Annotated in this window: 18 protein-coding genes and 1 pseudogene; 9 read left to right on the top strand and 10 right to left on the bottom strand. The window is 32.4% G+C overall.

All coding sequences use genetic code 11. From position 1 onward, the window contains the following. Positions 1-198: 198 nt before the first annotated feature. On the top strand, positions 199-516 hold the full coding sequence (locus G9F71_RS25880; RefSeq protein WP_164947704.1) for a TIGR04076 family protein: 318 nt from the start codon (positions 199-201) through the stop codon (positions 514-516). A gap of 39 nt (positions 517-555) precedes the next feature. Here the strand turns inward: G9F71_RS25880 and G9F71_RS25875 are convergent, their stop codons facing one another. The 5 genes from G9F71_RS25875 to rseP form a co-directional block, all read right to left on the bottom strand. Continuing rightward, the gene (locus G9F71_RS25875; protein WP_164951723.1) at positions 556-1,101 is read right to left on the bottom strand and encodes a GNAT family N-acetyltransferase; all 546 of its coding nucleotides are present in this window, start codon (positions 1,099-1,101) and stop codon (positions 556-558) included. A 392-nt stretch (positions 1,102-1,493) separates the two neighbouring features. Then, complete coding sequence (locus tag G9F71_RS25870; protein WP_164951724.1) at positions 1,494-2,201, bottom strand: class I SAM-dependent DNA methyltransferase; 708 nt, start codon at positions 2,199-2,201, stop codon at positions 1,494-1,496. Positions 2,202-2,621: 420 nt separating this feature from the next. Then, positions 2,622-3,104 carry a hypothetical protein gene (locus G9F71_RS25865; protein WP_164951725.1) on the bottom strand — a complete coding sequence of 161 codons (483 nt, stop codon included), beginning with the start codon at positions 3,102-3,104 and terminating at the stop codon, positions 2,622-2,624. 329 nt (positions 3,105-3,433) lie between these two features. Then, positions 3,434-3,814: a GNAT family N-acetyltransferase gene (locus tag G9F71_RS25860; protein ID WP_164951726.1), complete on the bottom strand. Its 381-nt coding sequence runs from the start codon at positions 3,812-3,814 to the stop codon at positions 3,434-3,436. Between the two features lie 12 nt (positions 3,815-3,826). Continuing rightward, on the bottom strand, positions 3,827-4,870 hold the full coding sequence (gene rseP / locus G9F71_RS25855) for an RIP metalloprotease RseP (protein WP_164951727.1): 1,044 nt from the start codon (positions 4,868-4,870) through the stop codon (positions 3,827-3,829). Between the two features lie 847 nt (positions 4,871-5,717). Between rseP and G9F71_RS25850 the strand changes: the two genes are divergently transcribed. Then, positions 5,718-6,323 (top strand): sugar O-acetyltransferase, encoded by a 606-nt coding sequence (locus G9F71_RS25850; protein WP_164951728.1) that lies wholly within the window; start codon positions 5,718-5,720, stop codon positions 6,321-6,323. A gap of 388 nt (positions 6,324-6,711) precedes the next feature. Here G9F71_RS25850 and G9F71_RS25845 read toward each other — a convergent pair whose 3' ends face one another. Both G9F71_RS25845 and G9F71_RS25840 read right to left on the bottom strand, forming a co-directional pair. Further along, positions 6,712-7,131 (bottom strand): MarR family winged helix-turn-helix transcriptional regulator, encoded by a 420-nt coding sequence (locus tag G9F71_RS25845; protein WP_164948047.1) that lies wholly within the window; start codon positions 7,129-7,131, stop codon positions 6,712-6,714. 11 nt (positions 7,132-7,142) lie between these two features. After that, positions 7,143-9,410 carry an ATP-binding cassette domain-containing protein gene (locus tag G9F71_RS25840; RefSeq protein ID WP_164951729.1) on the bottom strand — a complete coding sequence of 756 codons (2,268 nt, stop codon included), beginning with the start codon at positions 9,408-9,410 and terminating at the stop codon, positions 7,143-7,145. A 578-nt stretch (positions 9,411-9,988) separates the two neighbouring features. Here G9F71_RS25840 and G9F71_RS25835 point away from each other — a divergent pair. From G9F71_RS25835 to G9F71_RS25820, 4 genes are all read left to right on the top strand, one after another. Beyond that, complete coding sequence (locus tag G9F71_RS25835) at positions 9,989-10,594, top strand: sugar O-acetyltransferase (protein ID WP_164951730.1); 606 nt, start codon at positions 9,989-9,991, stop codon at positions 10,592-10,594. Positions 10,595-10,914: 320 nt separating this feature from the next. Further along, positions 10,915-11,235 (top strand): PadR family transcriptional regulator, encoded by a 321-nt coding sequence (locus tag G9F71_RS25830; protein ID WP_164948115.1) that lies wholly within the window; start codon positions 10,915-10,917, stop codon positions 11,233-11,235. A 1-nt stretch (position 11,236) separates the two neighbouring features. Next, positions 11,237-12,193: a hypothetical protein gene (locus G9F71_RS25825; protein ID WP_164951731.1), complete on the top strand. Its 957-nt coding sequence runs from the start codon at positions 11,237-11,239 to the stop codon at positions 12,191-12,193. Between the two features lie 288 nt (positions 12,194-12,481). Continuing rightward, positions 12,482-13,783 carry a hypothetical protein gene (locus G9F71_RS25820; RefSeq protein WP_207712076.1) on the top strand — a complete coding sequence of 434 codons (1,302 nt, stop codon included), beginning with the start codon at positions 12,482-12,484 and terminating at the stop codon, positions 13,781-13,783. A gap of 472 nt (positions 13,784-14,255) precedes the next feature. Here G9F71_RS25820 and G9F71_RS25815 read toward each other — a convergent pair whose 3' ends face one another. The 3 genes from G9F71_RS25815 to G9F71_RS27470 all read right to left on the bottom strand — a co-directional run bounded on the left by G9F71_RS25815 (position 14,256) and on the right by G9F71_RS27470 (position 15,809). Then, positions 14,256-14,804: a DUF6144 family protein gene (locus tag G9F71_RS25815; RefSeq protein WP_164951733.1), complete on the bottom strand. Its 549-nt coding sequence runs from the start codon at positions 14,802-14,804 to the stop codon at positions 14,256-14,258. A 483-nt stretch (positions 14,805-15,287) separates the two neighbouring features. After that, positions 15,288-15,536 carry a CD3324 family protein gene (locus G9F71_RS25810; RefSeq protein ID WP_164951734.1) on the bottom strand — a complete coding sequence of 83 codons (249 nt, stop codon included), beginning with the start codon at positions 15,534-15,536 and terminating at the stop codon, positions 15,288-15,290. A gap of 144 nt (positions 15,537-15,680) precedes the next feature. Then, positions 15,681-15,809, bottom strand: a complete 129-nt coding sequence (locus tag G9F71_RS27470; RefSeq protein ID WP_263488331.1) for a hypothetical protein — start codon at positions 15,807-15,809, stop codon at positions 15,681-15,683. 136 nt (positions 15,810-15,945) lie between these two features. Here G9F71_RS27470 and G9F71_RS25805 point away from each other — a divergent pair. The 3 genes and pseudogenes from G9F71_RS25805 to G9F71_RS25795 all read left to right on the top strand — a co-directional run. Continuing rightward, positions 15,946-16,134: pseudogene (locus tag G9F71_RS25805) on the top strand (IS1595 family transposase); the annotation flags it as partial. A gap of 257 nt (positions 16,135-16,391) precedes the next feature. After that, on the top strand, positions 16,392-16,589 hold the full coding sequence (locus G9F71_RS25800; RefSeq protein WP_164951736.1) for a hypothetical protein: 198 nt from the start codon (positions 16,392-16,394) through the stop codon (positions 16,587-16,589). Positions 16,590-16,851: 262 nt separating this feature from the next. After that, the gene (locus G9F71_RS25795; protein WP_164951737.1) at positions 16,852-17,709 is read left to right on the top strand and encodes a GNAT family N-acetyltransferase; all 858 of its coding nucleotides are present in this window, start codon (positions 16,852-16,854) and stop codon (positions 17,707-17,709) included. The last annotated feature ends 54 nt before the right edge of the window (positions 17,710-17,763 follow it).

The following is a 17,763-nucleotide window of genomic DNA, read 5'->3' as shown; positions in this document are numbered from 1 at the left end:
TATGATATAATAAGTCAATAAAAAAATGTAAAGTATGTAGTCATATGGAAATTATAGCTTTTGTTATATTTTATGCGATAATTGGTATTATAATTGCAAAATTAGCAGTATTAGTAGGTTCAAAAGTCAAATTTTCAGATATCTATAAATTTTTTCTAAAACTTTAAAAAAAACAGGAGATAAATAGGGGGTATAAAAATGGAAATTACAAAATTTTATGATGTTAAAATCACAATACTAAAAAAATTAAAAGTTGAGGATATTCATAAAGATTATGCGAAAAGTAACCTCCCTGTAGTTTGTGTAAAGGGACAAGAAGGGGATGAATATATATCAAAAAATTGTAAGATGCCAGAAAAATTCTGTAGTGGTGCTTGGGAAGGCTTAGAAAGTAAAGTTTCTTTTTTAGCGTCGGGTAGCAACAGTCCTTATGTAAAGCAAAATGGAATATCAATAAATTCATGTAATGATGGACTTCATCCAGTTATTTTTAAATTGGAAAGAGTAGAAGCTTAGTTTAAAAAATATGATGTACTAAATGACCAGAATTTTTGGTCATTCTATAGAAAGGAATTCTTCAGCTAATATTGAATATTGATAAGCATCATGCCACATTGGTTTTCCTTCATTTGATTTCCCAAAGAAGGCTGGTTTTTTAAAATGTCCTTCTCTTCTCATCAAAAGTCGTTCCAATAACCTCCATGAGGGAGTATTTTTAGGGTTACACTTACCAATAACTCGATGAGCTCCTAATTGTTCAAAACCATACTTCAAAACTCTTTTACACGCCTCTGTGGCATAGCCTTTTCCATAATATTTAGGATTAAACACATAACCGATTTCCCATGTTAAGAATTCTTTAGGCTCCTGCTGTTGAAAATAAACATTGCCAATTAACTTATTGTTTTCTTTTAAGCATACAGCCCAAAAGGCATCATTCTGTGAACGATTAATAGCTACCTGCGTGCACTCTTCCTTACTGAAAACATTATATGGTTCATACTTAACAACTATTTCTTGAGAAAGATATTCATAGAGATCATAACAATCATCATAACAAAATCTCCTTATGACTAATCTATCTGTTTCTAAAATTAACATTACATCTCTCCTCTTAAATCACAATTTTTTACTAATCTAATTTAACTCACAATAAAATTATAAGTACAGATTAGAATTAACACAATTGAAAGAATGATTATAAATGTTTTTTCCAAAAAGGTTTATTCATTTTTGTTACATTATAATTTACTAATCTGATTTAACTCTCAGATAGATACATTTGTGGTAATTAAGTTTAATAGCCTCGAGATTAAGGGTAATTTCAAAAAGATGTGGAAGATTGAATCTCCATAGTAGTGTAAACGCGGCATCGTTTTATATCTTGTTTCAGAAATTGAGCAAGTTTAGTGGCTATCACCATTTAAGTATATAATTACGGTGGTAGTTTTTATCGGCTCAAGATCTGAATCCTAACCTATTCAAATTGCGTATTATTTTTGCCTTTTAACCACATAAAATATTTTATATGCCTTATCATCAATTGGTGATAAGTTAAAATCTTTATATCTATTGATTATTTCAAATCCAGATTTTAAAAGAAACTTATCCATTTCATCAACGGAATAAGCCTTTTGGATATGAGTTTCTGATTCATTATTACCAAAATCAAAAATAGTTTTACCTATTTTATGCTCCTTATCATATTCTAATATCTGTTTAAATTTTATTTCATCAAATGATCTATCAATTATTCCAAAATGTCTTTCTTCATATAAAGTTGGGGTATTTATATCAAAAATAAAAACACCATTATCATCTAAATGTAATAAAATATTTCTTAGTGTTTTTTCCATCTTTACATCACATGTCAAATAATTAATTGAATCAAATGCACAAGTTATCATTTGAAACCTTTTATCAAAGGTAAAATCTGAAATATCAGCAACATGAAAATTGATTCCCTTTGCATTTTTTCTTGCTACATTAATCATATCCTCCGAAATATCAATTCCACTAACTTCAAAATTTCTACTATATAATTCTGAAGCAAGTATTCCTGTCCCACAGGCAACATCTAATATAGAATGGACATTTAAGTTATAAGTCTCAATAACATTAGAAATCAAATCTGTATATTTAGAACTGCATTTTCCCCAATCTTTATCATATAATTTTGATAATCTTTCATATGGTTTCATATTTAAGTTCCCCCTTTTTACTGAACAATATCCTACTAGGTTGACACAAAATAAGAATTTATATTCTTAACTTGCAAAGAATTTTAATTTTTAACTTCTTAAGAATTAATATTCTTTGAAGCATGAATCGCAATTAATGTTGCAAATGGTTCAATTATTGATAAACATTTCATTTTTTTCTCCTAAAATATATTTAAAAGTGTGGGATAAAATATTTTCTTAATTATACCATTATTACCATAAATTCTATATAGAAGATTAAAGGTTATGAATGTGAATTAATTACTATTGTGTTATATTCAGAAATTTAAGTATATATTAATAAAGTAACCGCCATATCTAATGATATGAGGGTTACTTGCGACGAAACATGAGAAAATTTCAAATTAACTAAGTCTTTTTAGGTTGTATTACAGCCATTTATTTAACAGATGACTTAACCAGATAATCTAAGTTCTCATTTAATCCTATAGGTATATAAGAGTTATCTTTCGTTTGAATAAACGCAATATTTCCCCATTTTTTACTTAGAGAGAAAATTATTTTTGTAAACTTAACTTGAACTTCATTGCCATTGTTAATAGTAACTGCTTGAGGTTTGTCATAAACAAATTCAACTGCATATCCTTTTACTTCTTTAATATCATTTTCTGATATTTCAGATTTTACTAGAGATAATTCCTTCGGTATCTTAATATTAACTAAAACATTTATTCTATCAAAAAGAGTTTGGTCATATTTATCGCCACTCTTTGTTATCTGTTTTTGCTTCCCATCTACATACATATTAATTTTATTGGGGGTATTTAAACCACTACCCAAGTTATCATTATCCTTGCACCCCGAAAAAGTAAAAACTATAGCCACAAGCAAAATAATTGGTATAGATTTTTTCATTTTCATTCAGAATCATCTCCTAATTTAATTTTGTCATAAAGTACAATTGTTAAAACATTGCGGAAATAAGGTTATGAATAATAACCTACAAGTTCGATACAAATACTTAAGTAAACACAGGCGTTGCCGCCCATGCTCGTCTACAAAAGCGTACCGGACCTATTAAGGCATACGGCTTTTCACATCATATTTTAGTAACCTCCCTGTAGTTTGTGTAAAGGGACAAGAAGGGAATACATATCAAAAAATTGTAAGATGCCAGAAAAATTCTGTAGTGGTGCGTGGGAAGGCTTAGAAAGTAAAGTTTCTCTTTTAGCGTCAGGTAGCAATAGTCCTTATGTAATTTTAGTCATTCTAATAGAAAGGAATTCTTCAGCTAATATTGAATATTGATAAGCATCATGCCACATTGGTTTTCCTTGATTTGATTTCCCAAAGAAGGCTGGTTTTCTAAAATATCCGTCCCTTCTCATCAAAAGTCGTTCCGATAACCTCCATGAGGGAGTATTTTTAGGGTTACACTTACCAATAACTCGATGAGATCCTAATTGTTCAAAACCATACTTCAAAACTCTTTTACACGCCTCTGTGGCATAGCCTTTTCCATAATATTCAGGATTAAACACATAACTGATTTCCCATGTTAAGAATTCTTTAGGCTCCTGCTGTTGAAAATAAACATTGCCAATTAACTTATTGTTTTCTTTCACTCTCATAGCCTTAATCTCTTATAATTTTAGTGGACTAACTACATCCTTAATAACTACTAATACCATCAATGCCATTAAAAACACAAATCCAATATAATTTATGGTTCCAACTTTATTTTCATCTAATTTTTTACCTGATATTATTTCAAATAACAGCATAAAAATCCATCCTCCATCCAAAGCTGGGAAAGGTATTATGTTGAGTATCCCTAACTGGACACTTATAAATGCAGTAAGGAACATTAAGTTTGTAAATCCAGCTTGTGCTGCCTTTTCTGAAATTCGTATTATGCTTATTGGTCCTCCCACCTCATTTGAAGAAACTTGACCTTTAAATAGACTTCCGAAAAATGTAAAAATTTGTTTTGCTGAGTTAATAGTTTGATTAAATCCATAACTTACAGTTTCGCCAAAGTTCATTTTCTTTTGTAAACCAGCGATTCCTATCATGAATTTATTTTCTTTTACATTTTTAATAGGGGTAAGAGAGATTTCTTTCACTTTTGAATCTCTAAGTATCTCGATATTCATACTTTTACCTTTATTATTGGAAAATTCAATTATAGCTTGCTCCCATTTATCTATATTAACCTTATTAACCTTATTAATTTTGTCTCCGACTTTTAGTCCAGCATGGAGGGCTGGACTATTAGGGACTACTTCTCCTATTATTGGTAATATATATCCTTCTGCAGCACCTACAATAGCAAATAAAACCACTGCTAATATTAAATTCATAATTGCACCAGCAGAAACTATGCTTAGTTTTTGCCATGGAGTTTTATTATTGAAAGCTCTGGGATCATCACTTACTGATTCTTCCCCTTCCATCTTAACATAGCCACCAATTGGAAATGCTTTAATCAAATACTTTGTCTCTTTTCCTTTGATTCCAAAAATTTTCGGACCCATTCCTAGTGAAAATTCATATACTTTTACTCCATTTAGCTTACACATGGTAAAATGACCTAATTCATGTATTATAATCAAAAGACTAAATGCTAATAGAGCCATAATAATATATGGTATGTTTACTATAATATTTGTGAATATACTACTCATAATAATTCCCCTCCCTATTTCTTATCATAATTCTTTCTTACATATTTGGTTTGTTTAAGTAAATTTCCGGAATATGTTCTAAAGTCTATGGGTTTATTAATCTTCATATTTTTAGATTCATTTATAATTCCTGATGAACCATATAAGAAATATGAGACCTAATTATATATATAAATCCTGTTCATAACATTTATCTTAGCGGAGGATATTTTATGTTTAATACTCTCTTCACTTATTCCTTGAAGTGATAGATACTTTTCAAAAGATTTTTCTGTTAAACATTTTTTAATAGGATAAAAATAGAAATAATTCTTAGTACACACTATTTTGCAAGTATTTACTAAATTGTAGTCTGTCTATACACTAATAATAACATAAATTTCAAGTATAAGGGATTAAATTATTTAAAAATTGGTTTTCTACCCTTATAAGCCGAAGCTAAGTAGGTAGGGCTACTTAGCTTTTTTCAATAATGATTTTGGAATTTTAGGTTTTTCTAAAGCATATCCAATACAAAATTGGGAAGATGTATGCGCAATTTAACTAGTTGTCAATAGAATTGTATTGAATGACATAAAAACGGTATTGAATTACATATATACCTATTAATATAGATAATAATACAATTATTCTGCTCAGGCTGCATTTGCTTTTGGCCTGTTAATCCAGTGGATGAATTGTCCTAATATATTATGATATTAATGGGAGGGATACGTATGAGTGAAAAAAGACCTTTAGGCATAACATTAATTGAATATTCTTATATTGTTGGACAATTGTAGAAAGATACGACGTAAGAATTGTTTATATTCTGCGAATTAAATCTATTATTTTTAGGAGGTAAGCTATGATAGAAGAAGAAAAAATATTTGCAGGTAGGCTGTTTGATGCACGTACGAAAGACCTTCGAGATATTAAGCATAAGGCGCATATTCTATGTCAGAAATTCAATTTGCTTAATGAGTATGATGAAAGCCGTCTGCCAATCATCAAAGAATTTGTGGGAAAAATCGGAGAAAAATACTATTTCCAAGGCCCTATACAATTTAATTATGGGTGCCATACGTTCATAGGTGAGAACTTCTTTGCGAACTTTAATACCACGATTTTAGATGATGGTAAAATTTATATTGGTGATAATGTCATGTTTGGGCCTAACGTTTCCATCATGGCAACCTCACATCCACTCATTTCGGAAGAGAGAATTGCCATGAAATATGAGGATGGCCATGTGTCTATGTCCGAATACGCAAAGGAAATACATATTGGAAATAATGTTTGGATTGCTTGCAATGTTGTGGTTTGTGGCGGTGTTCATATTGGAAATAACGCAGTTATCGGCGCCGGTAGTATTGTTACAAAAGATATACCGGATAACTATCTTGCATGCGGTAATCCCTGCAAACCAATAAGATTAATCACAGAAAAAGACTCAAAGTTAGACTTACTGTAATTATTTATAACATAATTGTTTGCTTACTACTGAAACGGCATCACACTTTGCCGAACGATAGCTATGAATATTAAAAAAAATTTAGACGCAAAAAAGCCCGACTGAAAAAACTCCAGGCGGGCATAGAGGAAAATGATTTTTATATATGTAGAGGAAGAATTACGGACACAATACTCCCGTGGAAAGCAAGAACTTTTTTTGATCGGTCACAAAGCGTCATATTTTGTCGATGTTGTTTTTGCATAGCGGCATCCTCCTTATGCCGCCGTTCAGCTATGCTCTATGTAATTTTAGCATAAGAAATCCTCTGCCAAAACTGCGGTTTTTTTTATTACCGCTTGGAAATTGGTTTTCAAATATTAATGTTAGGTTGAATTTTCAGTCTATATTATTCCTTAACATAGGAATCAGTAATTTTCTTACAAAGCTGTACAAAACAATCTAGCTCTTTTTCGGAAAGAGTATTTTCAATTAAATCCATAATTTCATTTCTGAACTTTTCTGATCTTGCAAGAAAATCCTTGCCATCCGAAGTAATTAGAATATCATAGGCTCTGCGGTCTGATACCCGCCGCTTTTGAATAATGTATTTTTTCTCTAACAATCTTTTGGTCAGTTTAGACATTCCAGCCTGAGTAATCCCCCTGATTTCTGCCAGCTCCTTTGTAGTCTTAGAGCCTTGCTTATCTAAAATATCCAATACATTATATTGTGCTGTTGTCACTCCCTCGATATTAAAGCGATTGATATTGTTGATAATCATACACTGAAAAGGGATATAGCAATTTTCTAATTCTTTTTTAGCCATGAGAATTCTCCCTATTTAATATATTTTTTTAGGTATTGTCCTGTAATGGAAGAGGTACAATTTATTAAATCCTTCGGTGTTCCCTCAAACATGATATTGCCACCATTTTGCCCAGCAAGAGGGCCTAAGTCTATAATCCAATCCGCTTGACTGATCACATCTAAATTATGTTCTATTACAATTACAGTGCTGCCTTGTTCAACCAAGCGATTCAAAACTTTAAGCAACTGTGATATGTCGGACATATGAAGTCCTGTTGTAGGCTCGTCCAGCACATAAATATTTCCTCTGTTTTCCAACTCTGATGCAAGTTTTACTCTTTGCAATTCACCGCCGGACAAAGTATTTAATGGTTGTCCAAGCGTAATATAAGTGATTCCTACATCTGCTAATCTTTTCAAGGTAGATACTATTTCTTTTTCATAGAAGAAATCTAAGGCTTCGTCAACGGTCATATTTAAAACGTCACTGATACTTTTACCGCGCAATTGATAGCTTAATACTTCGTCTGTAAATCGCCTTCCTTGGCAGACCTCGCACACAGTAACGACTGTGTCCATAAACGCCAAGTCTGTATGGGTTACGCCCAAGCCCTTACAGTTGGGGCAAGCTCCTTGTGAATTAAAGCTGAACAAAGCAGGCTTGACATGATTTGCTTTTGAAAATAGTTCTCTAATATCATCAAAAATTCCTGTAAAAGTAGCAATATTAGATCTCTTTGAGGTTTGTATTGGCTTCTGATCAATAAAAATTGTATCAGGATAAACTTTAGGTAAAACCTGATTGATTAACGTACTTTTACCTGAACCAGCGACACCCGTCACGACTGTCATAACACCTTTCGGAATATCTACACTAATATTTTTAAGATTGTGCAACTGAGCTTTTTCTAAAGACAAATGTCCAGTGGAAGTTCTAATATTCTCTTTTAACCGGGGTTGGCTACACAAAGTTTTGCCTGTCAGCGTATCTGAATGTACAAGACCATCTAATGAACCCTGATAAGTTATTTTACCGCCGCTGATACCGGCTTTCGGCCCCATGTCAATGACATAATCTGCAATTTTAATAACATCCGGATCATGCTCAACAATCAAGACGGTATTTCCTTTGTCTCGTAAAAGTTTTAAAAGCGTATTGATTTTATCTACATCATGTGGGTGTAAACCAATGCTTGGTTCATCAAAGATGTACGTAAGACCAGTTAGGCTGCTGCCTAATTGCCGAACCATTTTTATCCGCTGCGATTCACCCCCGGAAAGCGTGGATGTTTCTCTGTTTAGGCTTAAATAACCGAGACCGATTGAGACTAAATGTTCCAGTCGATTAGTTATAGCCATGACCATAGTTGCAGCTTTAGGGTCTTTAATGGTGCGGATGAAATCCACCAAATCTGTAATTTGCATTGTAACACAGTCCGCAATATTTTTATTGTTTATTTTACATTGCAAAACAGATTGTGATAATCTAGCGCCCCCACAGTCAGGGCACGTTTCTTTACTAACGATCTTAGCTATATCTTTTTTGTATTTGGTAGCTTCGCCATCTTCCTTTTTGAGAAAACTTCGCTCAATTCTAGGAATCAGTCCTTCATAAAGAGACGTCTTAGGCCATTCGGGATCGGAAGTGATTACTTTAATATCTGACTTATATAAAAGTAACTCTAATTCTTCCTCTGTAAAGTCTTTTATTTTTTTCTCATTATCGAAAAAGCCTGAGTGAATATATCGTTTTAACCTCCATCCTCCCGGCTCAAAGGTTGGAAATAAAATTGCACCCTCATTTAATGACTTATTTCTATTTAACAGGCGGTCAATATTTATCATATCGATTTTTCCAAGCCCCTCACACTTAGGGCACATTCCTTGTGGATTATTAAATGAAAAAACATCAGAATAACCCACAAAGGGCTTTCCTATACGAGAAAACAATAATCTCAGTAAAGAATATATATCGGTAATTGTCCCAACCGTTGACCTCGCATTTCCGCCAATACGCTTTTGATTAATGATAATTGCTACAGATAAATTTTCAATGGCATCTACATTGGGCTGCCCATAATGTGGTAAACGATGGCGAATAAAACTTGAATATGTCTCATTTAGCTGCCGTTGTGATTCTGCCGCTATTGTATCAAATACCAAAGATGATTTCCCCGAGCCAGAAACACCAGTAAAGACAGTTATCCTTTTCTTGGGAATTTTTACATCTATATTTTTAAGATTTTTTTCTCTTGCTCCAACCACGTGTATGAATTCTTCTATATTTTCTTTCTCCATAAAATCACCTTTCAAGCATTTAAATAGATTACATTACCGTGTAAATATATAACTGGGTTAATTATATTTTACTACTTTTATTTTTAGATTGCAATAGTTGCTTAAAATTAATAATAGAAGAGTAACGTAACAATCAGAATTCACTCAAGAAAGCATTATGACTTGAATAAAAATACAGAATCATCGGTTAATCCCTTCGATTTAAATGATGAAAAGAGTGATCCTCAGGCTGCATTTGCTTTTGGGCCTGTTAATCCAGTGGATGAATTGTCCTATACTGGAGTACCCCTTCAGCAAGAATATTTCTAGGACAATGTAGGTGGTGTGTGGTTATTCTGAAGAATGGATTGATAACAAAGAAGATATAGAGAACCTTCAGAAAAAATTTAAATAGAATAAATTCTTTAACCATTTTCATATATTATGATATTAATGGGAGGGATACATATGAGTGAAAAAAGACCTTTAGGCATAACATTAATTGAATATTCTTATATTGTTGGACAATTGTAGAAAGATACGATGTAAGGATTGTTTATATTCTGCGAATTAAATCTATTATTTCTAGGAGGTAAACTATGATAGAAGAAGAAAAAATATTTGCAGGTAGGCTGTTTGATGCATGTACGAAAGAACTTCGAGATATTAAGCATAAAGCACATATTCTCTGTCAGAAATTCAATTTGCTTAATGAGTATGATGAAAGCCGTCTGCCAATCATCAAAGAATTTGTGGGAAAAATCGGAGAAAAATACTATTTCCAAGGCCCTATACAATTTAATTATGGGTGCCATACGTTCATAGGTGAGAACTTCTTTGCGAACTTTAATACCACGATTTTAGATGATGGTAAAATTTACATTGGTGATAATGTCATGTTTGGGCCTAACGTTTCCATCATGGCAACCTCACATCCACTCATTTCGGAAGAGAGAATTGCCATGAAATATGAAGATGGTCATGTGTCTATGTCCGAATACGCAAAGGAAATACACATTGGAAATAATGTTTGGATTGCTTGCAATGTCGTGGTTTGTGGCGGTGTTCATATTGGAAATAACGCAGTTATCGGCGCCGGTAGTATTGTTACAAAAGATATACCGGATAACTATCTTGCATACGGTAATCCCTGCAAACCAATAAGATTAATCACAGAAAAAGACTCAAAGTTAGACTTACTGTAATTATTTATAACATAATTGTTTGCTACCAAAAGAGATAGTGTAATTAATTAAATCCATCAAAATATAATTACTTATGAAGAGAAGAAGAAATTTATTTTGATTAGTTTAAGCAATATATGAAAAGCATTCAAGATAATTTTTATATATTGAACGCTATATATATTGCTTAAAAAAGTATACATTTACGGTGGACAATTCGTTTTAATATATCAACATTGATAAATGTAAATATTAAGTTTTTTTAGAATTCAACCTTGTATTACGAGGTATGTAGTGATAAACTTATTTTAAGTAGTAATACGAGGTATGGGGGTGGATTTATGGATAAAGAGATAATGAAAGGTAGCATTGATATTCTTATACTTTCTATAATTAACAAACAAGATAACTATGGGTATGAGATTGCTAAATGTATTAAAGAAAAAAGTGATGGGATATATGCTATGGGTGAAGGAACGTTATATCCTGCATTAAAGAGGCTTGAAAAAAAGGAACTAATCCAATCATACTGGGAGGAGAATAACCTAACAGGTAAACGAAAGTATTATAAGATTACTAGTGATGGAAAAAAAACATTAAATGAAAGAATAAGCCAATGGAATAAAGTAACGAGTTTAATAAATATTTTTAAGGAGGTTTAATATGAATGGATTTGAAGATTATATTAAAGAACTTTTAAGTGAAAGAGGGATAAATGAAGATGATAAAAAAGATTTAGAGTTTGAGATGAAAGATCATCTATCACTTTTAAAAAATGAATATTTGGATAAAGGGTTATCTGAAAAGGATGCAATTAAATTATCAATTAAAGGTTTTGGAGAAAGTAATTTTATAGGTAATAGTATTAAAAATAACTTGCCTTCACATAATAAATTTATTGATTTTTCAAGTAAAGAAAGAATGAATTGCTTGTTAGAAATGTTTTTAATATATTTTGTTTTCAAATTTTTAGGTAATGTAGAGCAAAATGCTTATTCTAATTCTATGATTTCTTATGTTATTATGACTATACCAGTGGTATGTGCCTCATTTATTTTTATAAATAAAAAATTGAAAGATGAAAAAAACAAGATTAAAAATCTAGTTTTGTGTAATATATTATTTTTTATTTTAGAAAAGATAATCATGGCTGGGTATGGTATATTCCGGTTCATTATCCTAGATAAAATTAGTGCTACAATTCATATAATAAATTCAACTAAAAGTCTTTATCTCTTTGATTGGAGATATATTACTATGTTTTTGTTAGGAACGTTGTTTTCAATTATATTAACTAAACTTTTAGGAAATAAATTATTAAAGGGTATTAAAAACACATATAATTATTCTGTAAAATCAACGGTAATATTTATAATGTCAGTATTATTAATATTACTATATTTACTAACCCTAAATATGGTACCATACAGCTTGGCATTAATAACAGATGGAATACAGAATATTACGGGGTTTCACATTATGAGCATTAATGGAAACCTATTGTTTACAATAATCAATGGTAAATTTATTATTCCCAATATAGGGTTATTAATCTTAATAATGCTTTTCATTAGGTTAATAATACGTGTAAGAAAAAAAGGATTGAAAAGCATATTATGAATTTAATTCAGAATATCAATATACTTAATATATTAAACCCCACATCTAATGATATGGGGTTATTTGTGATGAGGTATAAGGGATTTATGGAGATATTATTATAAAAAAGTATGCTTTTCTGCAATTCAGAAAAAGAGTCGTTTTCTATGAGAGAGGATGACTTTATTGTAAATAGATTACATTAATGATACAATATAGATGTCATTAATGATATAATAAAGAAGACCAAACGGACTTCTGGTTATATTGCTAAAATTTTAGGATAAGGAGTGATACATTAATATGATAATGAAAAAGATAATAACTTCGTTAGCCATGTGCCTTGCGCTCATGGCGGAGATGACGGTCACGGCGGGTGCGGTGTCATCATCCGGCACATCGACCTTTACGAAGGCTGTCGACGGCACGGGTTATGATGTGTTTGACTCGGTACAGCAGACTTCTGATGGGGGGTATATAGCGGCAGGCACATCTCAATCAACCGACGGCGATTTTGCTGGAGTTGGCAATAAAGGCTTAGATGACGCGACCCTCGTTAAGTTCAACAGCGATGGCACAACTGGGTGGATCAAAGCTCTCGGAGGCACGAAGGGTGATCTCTTCAATAGTGTGCAGCAGACTTCGGACGGCGGATATATCGTGGCGGGCTGTTCCGGGTCCAGCGACGGTGATTTTTCGGGAGTTAGCAATAAAGGCTCTCTCGACGCAACTCTCGTCAAATTCAACAAAAATGGCACCACCGAGTGGATCAAGGGCATCGGCGGCAAAGAAATTGATAGGTTTTATTCCGTACAGCAGACTTCTGATGGGGGGTATATAGCGGCGGGTTATTCCGACTCCAGCGACGGCGATTTTGCTGGAGTTGTCAATAAAGGCTTAAAGGACGGGATTCTTGTCAAATTCGATAAAAATGGCACAACTGAATGGATTAAAGACATCGGTGGCGGGTTAGATGATTATTTCCGTAGTGTGAAGCAGACTTCGGACGGCGGGTATATCGTGGCGGGTAATTCTCAGTCCAACAACGGTGATTTTACTGGTGTCAATAAAGGCTCTATCGACGCAATTCTCGTCAAATTCAACAAAAGCGGCACCACTGAATGGATCAAGGACGTAGGTGGCTCGGATGGTGAGGATTTCTATAGTGTGCAGCAGACTTCAGATGACGGGTACATAGTGGCGGGGTATTCGTGTTCTAGCAACGGCGATTTTGCAAACGACAGCAATAAGGACACATGTGACGCGATTCTCATCAAATTCAACAAAAGCGGCACCACTGAATGGATCAAGAACGTTGGTGGCTCGGATGGTGAGGTTTTCTATAGTGTGCAGCAGACTTCGGATGGGGGATATGTGGCAGCCGGCACGTCTCGCTCAACAGACGGGGACTTTGCAAACGACTGTAACAAAATGGGATATGTGAAGATGGCTCTAGTTAAATTCAAAAGCAACGGAACCACCGAGTGGGTCAAGGGCTTCGGTGGCGCTAGGTACGGCGAAAAGTTTAGGTCTGTGCAGCAGACTTCGGATGGAGGATATGTCGCAGTGGGTGATAGCACTCATGGCGCTACGCTCATAAAATCTGAATAATAATATAGAAACACATTATTATGCAAAAATCTTGTTTCAGCTAAATCAAAAAGTTATATGTCAAATGGCATGAAAAGTCAAACCGCAAATTCCAGCGTTTTATTAATTTAGCTCTTTTTTTGCCAACTGAAAAATAAAGCCCCTAACCACTATATTTTGTGGTTGGGGGCTTTAAGGTCAAACTCTTGTTTTTATCTAATCTTATGGCTAGGAGGGGGTCTGGCTCTGGAATTGACAATACTTTTGGGAGCAAAATAAGAGATACTATCAAACCTTGTGATTTTACTTTAAGAGATTTTGGGTATGTAGGCTTTGAAGATTTTATGGACATAGAAGATAGAGAAGCCTTTTACATACCTAATGTAGATGTAGATAATGAGGATATAGAGTACTATAAGAATGGCGCCACTAAAAAATCAAGGTCTTGCTCAAAAATTCAAAGTAATGATAAAAATGTTAGTAGATTATTTGCCTATTTCCAAATAGAATCACGAGGAATGATTTTCATAAGACATATATCGTCACCCATTTTTATACTATTTAATAATTCTACAACGACTTCACAGCCAAAGGCTTTTTCGAAAAGAACTTTACTATACCCTGCAGTGCATTGGCACCATGTATCCGTATTTAATTTATCCACATTGGCAAGCATTGGACAAGGGCAAAACGGAAATTGTAGATAGAGATCTCCATTTGTGCAAGATAGTCCAGCTGCCTTTGCTTTATCTTGGTTTGCAAATTCCTCTAAATTAGAGGATGATGCAACCAGTTCTTGCACTAATGCTAATTTTTCATCCATCTCATATCCACATTGACAATTCATTCTAATCTGCTTAACGGTAGACATATCAAAGTTGCTTTCTAATCTGTTCATGGTGGATTTCACCCATGTCGCATTATCTTCTGAGGAAGATAGCTCGTGTTCTCCATATACAATTTTTGTTGCCATTTTATCGTCACTGGCATTTTTTACGGCACCAAAAATTACTTGCTCTTGGATTTTTCTAATATCAAACATAATAAAACCTCATTTTCTCAATTTTTTGTGAGCTGTGGTTACGGTGCTCTGTTCTTTTACCACACTTCTTATAATATTTAACGACATTTCAGAAGGAAGTCTCCCACTTCTATAAGTGGGGGTCACATACTACAATAAAAAGAAAACTTCAGTGGGAATCTAAATCTCCTTCTGAAGTCGTTAAGTTATCTTCTTCGAAGCTATTACATCTACCCAGGAGATGATTTAATTGTAGGTGGTGATAGATACTGTATGTCCCAGGTTAAATTTTGCATGAAAATTTCTCCTTCCTATTAGCCATTAATAGGAAAAATAACAGGTGGATTGTCACAAAACTTTTTCATCATAAGTCCTCCTAATCTAGTATTTTTCTACTTGAATTGTAGCATCCGAGCATACAAAGCTAAACCTTAAAGATAGTTAATAAAAAAAATGAGCCAATACAGTAACAAGACTGCATTGGCTCATTTTGAAAGTTAAGCACTATTTTTTTGTTCCCTTATTATCCTTTGTATATTTTCCAGATAAATCTTGTGAACTATGACCCGCCAAATAGTCTCCATAAATCTGTGTATTTCGTTTATATAATTCTTGACGGATAGAGGTCCTGGCTCCCCATTCCTTTTTATTACTTGATTTTCTTGGAATATAGATAAACTCCCCATCTATATATTCCTGAACCTTTTTAATCAAATCATTAGGGAGTATACAAATTACTTTGTTATAGCTCATCTTTGCCCTCCTAAAGGTTTTGTTTCTATTAGGAATAGCAAAGGCTATGTGTTCTAACTGCTCGTTGCAATAGCCTTTGCTATGCAACAATAACGATTGGATTAATCATACACTTTCAAACCTCCTTTTTCATGATCTTGTAAATTATAATATCATACTTATATTACCACAACTGCCATTACAATCTTCTTTTATGTCATCGCAAGTAATCCCATATCTAATGATATGGGGGTTTAATATATTAAGTGTATATTGATATTCTGAAAGTAACATAATGGCCACCTCCCATAAACGGTCACTAGAATAAAAGAGATAAATTTGTATATTATCTTATACAAATTACACACTCAAAATGGGCTCCTAATCTAAGTAAATTAATAAGATAAAACAATATAAAATTTACATTTATAATAAAAGTTATATTAGGTTTGGTAGAAATCTTAATTTAGACCATAAACGTATTATGGGAAACCACTATAAAAACTGCATTTATCATATTAATCATGTAAATAGTTTGCACAGCCAGTTTAAAAATTGGATAGATAAATTTAACGGAGTATCAACTAACTTTGTAGATACCAGAATTGCTAATTATAAAGGTAGAGAACCAATTTTTAGATAATTTAACCCCTTATACTTGAATTTATGTTATTATTAGTATATAAAACAATTATAATTTAGTAAACACTTGTTTTTTATATGCTCTAAGTTGGATACTTTTCGGTTGACAAATGCAAACTATTAGATATTTTAACACTTTTCATACTTACTAAATTTCCTTTCATGGGTAAATAATAAATTATTGGTAGGATATTTTAATATTCCAGATAATATATGTACTGGGAGGCGATTATAATGTCAAAATTAATGGACAATCAAAGGATTGCAACAATACATCAGGTAGAAATTATTATTGATATTCTTATCAAAAATAAACTCGTAACAAAAGAAGAATTTATGGAAATGATGAAAGAAAGATTAGATAGTACACTAATGGATGAAAGAGATAAATTAGAAATACTATCAGATGTATTAAATCGAAAGAGCGAATAACCGCTCTTTTTTGCTTGCAAAAATAATTAATTACCGTTTCGAATGATTCAATAAAATAATAAGTGAAAAATCATACTTCTTCTAACTATGATTTTATGAGTTGGGATACTATATTCTTTTATCCTCAATATTGTCTAACATAGCCTAATTTTTATGTATAATTAATGGTAATTATGTTATAATTAAGGAGAAATTTTATGTCGTACTAGTATTTTAAGAGTAATAAAGATAAAAATATTTTTTATACGAGGGGGAAAGTTAAATGATACGAGACTATAAAGTTGAAGACAAAGATGAATTGATAAAAATAATTAGGCAGGGAATTGTAATTGATGAGCAAGATATTTTTGAATATTTTAATGATGACGATATCAAAATAATTGTATATGACGATAGCGAAGAAGGGATACAAGGATTTAGCTGTGTCAAACTATGGAATGATACTGAAAAGAAAGCGGATGTGCTATTATATGTAATTCCTGATGCAAGGAGAAAAGGAATTGGGACTTTACTTTATAATGAAATAATGAAGCAGGAAGCTGGAGTTAAACTCACTTTTATAAAAACACGATTTAGAGTTGATAAAGATGATGCTACATTCTTTTATAAAGGGTTAGGTTATAAAAAGTGGTATGGGATGCATGATTTATACTATAATGGGTCAGTACAACCTAAGTCAGATTTACAATTTGTAGCATATGAAGATAAATATTTTGAACAATATGCAGAAGGATTAAGAAAAAGCTTTTATGAAATGAGAAAAGTGCATGATTTCCAACCTCATTTATGCTGTGAGTTAAACAATAAAAAAAGAGAAGAATTTTTAGAAAACAAGGAGCAGATATTCCTCTTAATAAATAATGAAACGCTTATAGCATCTGCAATAGTTAATAATAGTGGTTTCTTAGATGATATATTTGTTATACCATCCTATCAAGGTAAAGGGTATGGGAGGTTAATAACACAATTTGCTATCAATAATGCAATAAGCAAAGGTTTTAATAAAATTGAAACTAGCGTAGTAGAATGGAACGCAAGAGCATTGAAATTATATCAAAGTCTTGGATTTAGTAAAATACAAACTACTCATTACTATCAATTGGTTAAAGATGAAATTTAACTTTGAGTTATTTGAGCAAAATATTTACTGATTTATAAATTTGGTGGTCTGTGC

Origin of the sequence: Clostridium sp. FP2 (assembly GCF_011065955.2) — a bacterium.
Taxonomy (GTDB): Bacteria; Bacillota; Clostridia; order Clostridiales; family Clostridiaceae; genus Clostridium_AD; species Clostridium_AD tagluense.
This window is presented reverse-complemented; position numbering and strand designations above follow the sequence as displayed.

What these genes read in the sequence shown, in the direction of transcription:
- G9F71_RS25845 (WP_164948047.1), bottom strand. Translation starts at nt 7,131, where the DNA reads ATGGCTAAAAAAGAATTAGAAAATTGCTATATCCCTTTTCAGTGTATG.
- G9F71_RS25880 (WP_164947704.1), top strand. Translation starts at nt 199, where the DNA reads ATGGAAATTACAAAATTTTATGATGTTAAAATCACAATACTAAAAAAA.
- G9F71_RS25830 (WP_164948115.1), top strand. Translation starts at nt 10,915, where the DNA reads ATGGATAAAGAGATAATGAAAGGTAGCATTGATATTCTTATACTTTCT.
- G9F71_RS25820 (WP_207712076.1), top strand. Translation starts at nt 12,482, where the DNA reads ATGAAAAAGATAATAACTTCGTTAGCCATGTGCCTTGCGCTCATGGCG.
- G9F71_RS25860 (WP_164951726.1), bottom strand. Translation starts at nt 3,814, where the DNA reads ATGAGAGTGAAAGAAAACAATAAGTTAATTGGCAATGTTTATTTTCAA.
- G9F71_RS25875 (WP_164951723.1), bottom strand. Translation starts at nt 1,101, where the DNA reads ATGTTAATTTTAGAAACAGATAGATTAGTCATAAGGAGATTTTGTTAT.
- rseP (WP_164951727.1), bottom strand. Translation starts at nt 4,870, where the DNA reads ATGAGTAGTATATTCACAAATATTATAGTAAACATACCATATATTATT.
- G9F71_RS25800 (WP_164951736.1), top strand. Translation starts at nt 16,392, where the DNA reads ATGTCAAAATTAATGGACAATCAAAGGATTGCAACAATACATCAGGTA.
- G9F71_RS25850 (WP_164951728.1), top strand. Translation starts at nt 5,718, where the DNA reads ATGATAGAAGAAGAAAAAATATTTGCAGGTAGGCTGTTTGATGCACGT.
- G9F71_RS25795 (WP_164951737.1), top strand. Translation starts at nt 16,852, where the DNA reads ATGATACGAGACTATAAAGTTGAAGACAAAGATGAATTGATAAAAATA.
- G9F71_RS25810 (WP_164951734.1), bottom strand. Translation starts at nt 15,536, where the DNA reads ATGAGCTATAACAAAGTAATTTGTATACTCCCTAATGATTTGATTAAA.
- G9F71_RS25870 (WP_164951724.1), bottom strand. Translation starts at nt 2,201, where the DNA reads ATGAAACCATATGAAAGATTATCAAAATTATATGATAAAGATTGGGGA.
- G9F71_RS25865 (WP_164951725.1), bottom strand. Translation starts at nt 3,104, where the DNA reads ATGAAAATGAAAAAATCTATACCAATTATTTTGCTTGTGGCTATAGTT.
- G9F71_RS25835 (WP_164951730.1), top strand. Translation starts at nt 9,989, where the DNA reads ATGATAGAAGAAGAAAAAATATTTGCAGGTAGGCTGTTTGATGCATGT.
- G9F71_RS25815 (WP_164951733.1), bottom strand. Translation starts at nt 14,804, where the DNA reads ATGTTTGATATTAGAAAAATCCAAGAGCAAGTAATTTTTGGTGCCGTA.
- G9F71_RS25825 (WP_164951731.1), top strand. Translation starts at nt 11,237, where the DNA reads ATGAATGGATTTGAAGATTATATTAAAGAACTTTTAAGTGAAAGAGGG.
- G9F71_RS27470 (WP_263488331.1), bottom strand. Translation starts at nt 15,809, where the DNA reads ATGTTACTTTCAGAATATCAATATACACTTAATATATTAAACCCCCAT.
- G9F71_RS25840 (WP_164951729.1), bottom strand. Translation starts at nt 9,410, where the DNA reads ATGGAGAAAGAAAATATAGAAGAATTCATACACGTGGTTGGAGCAAGA.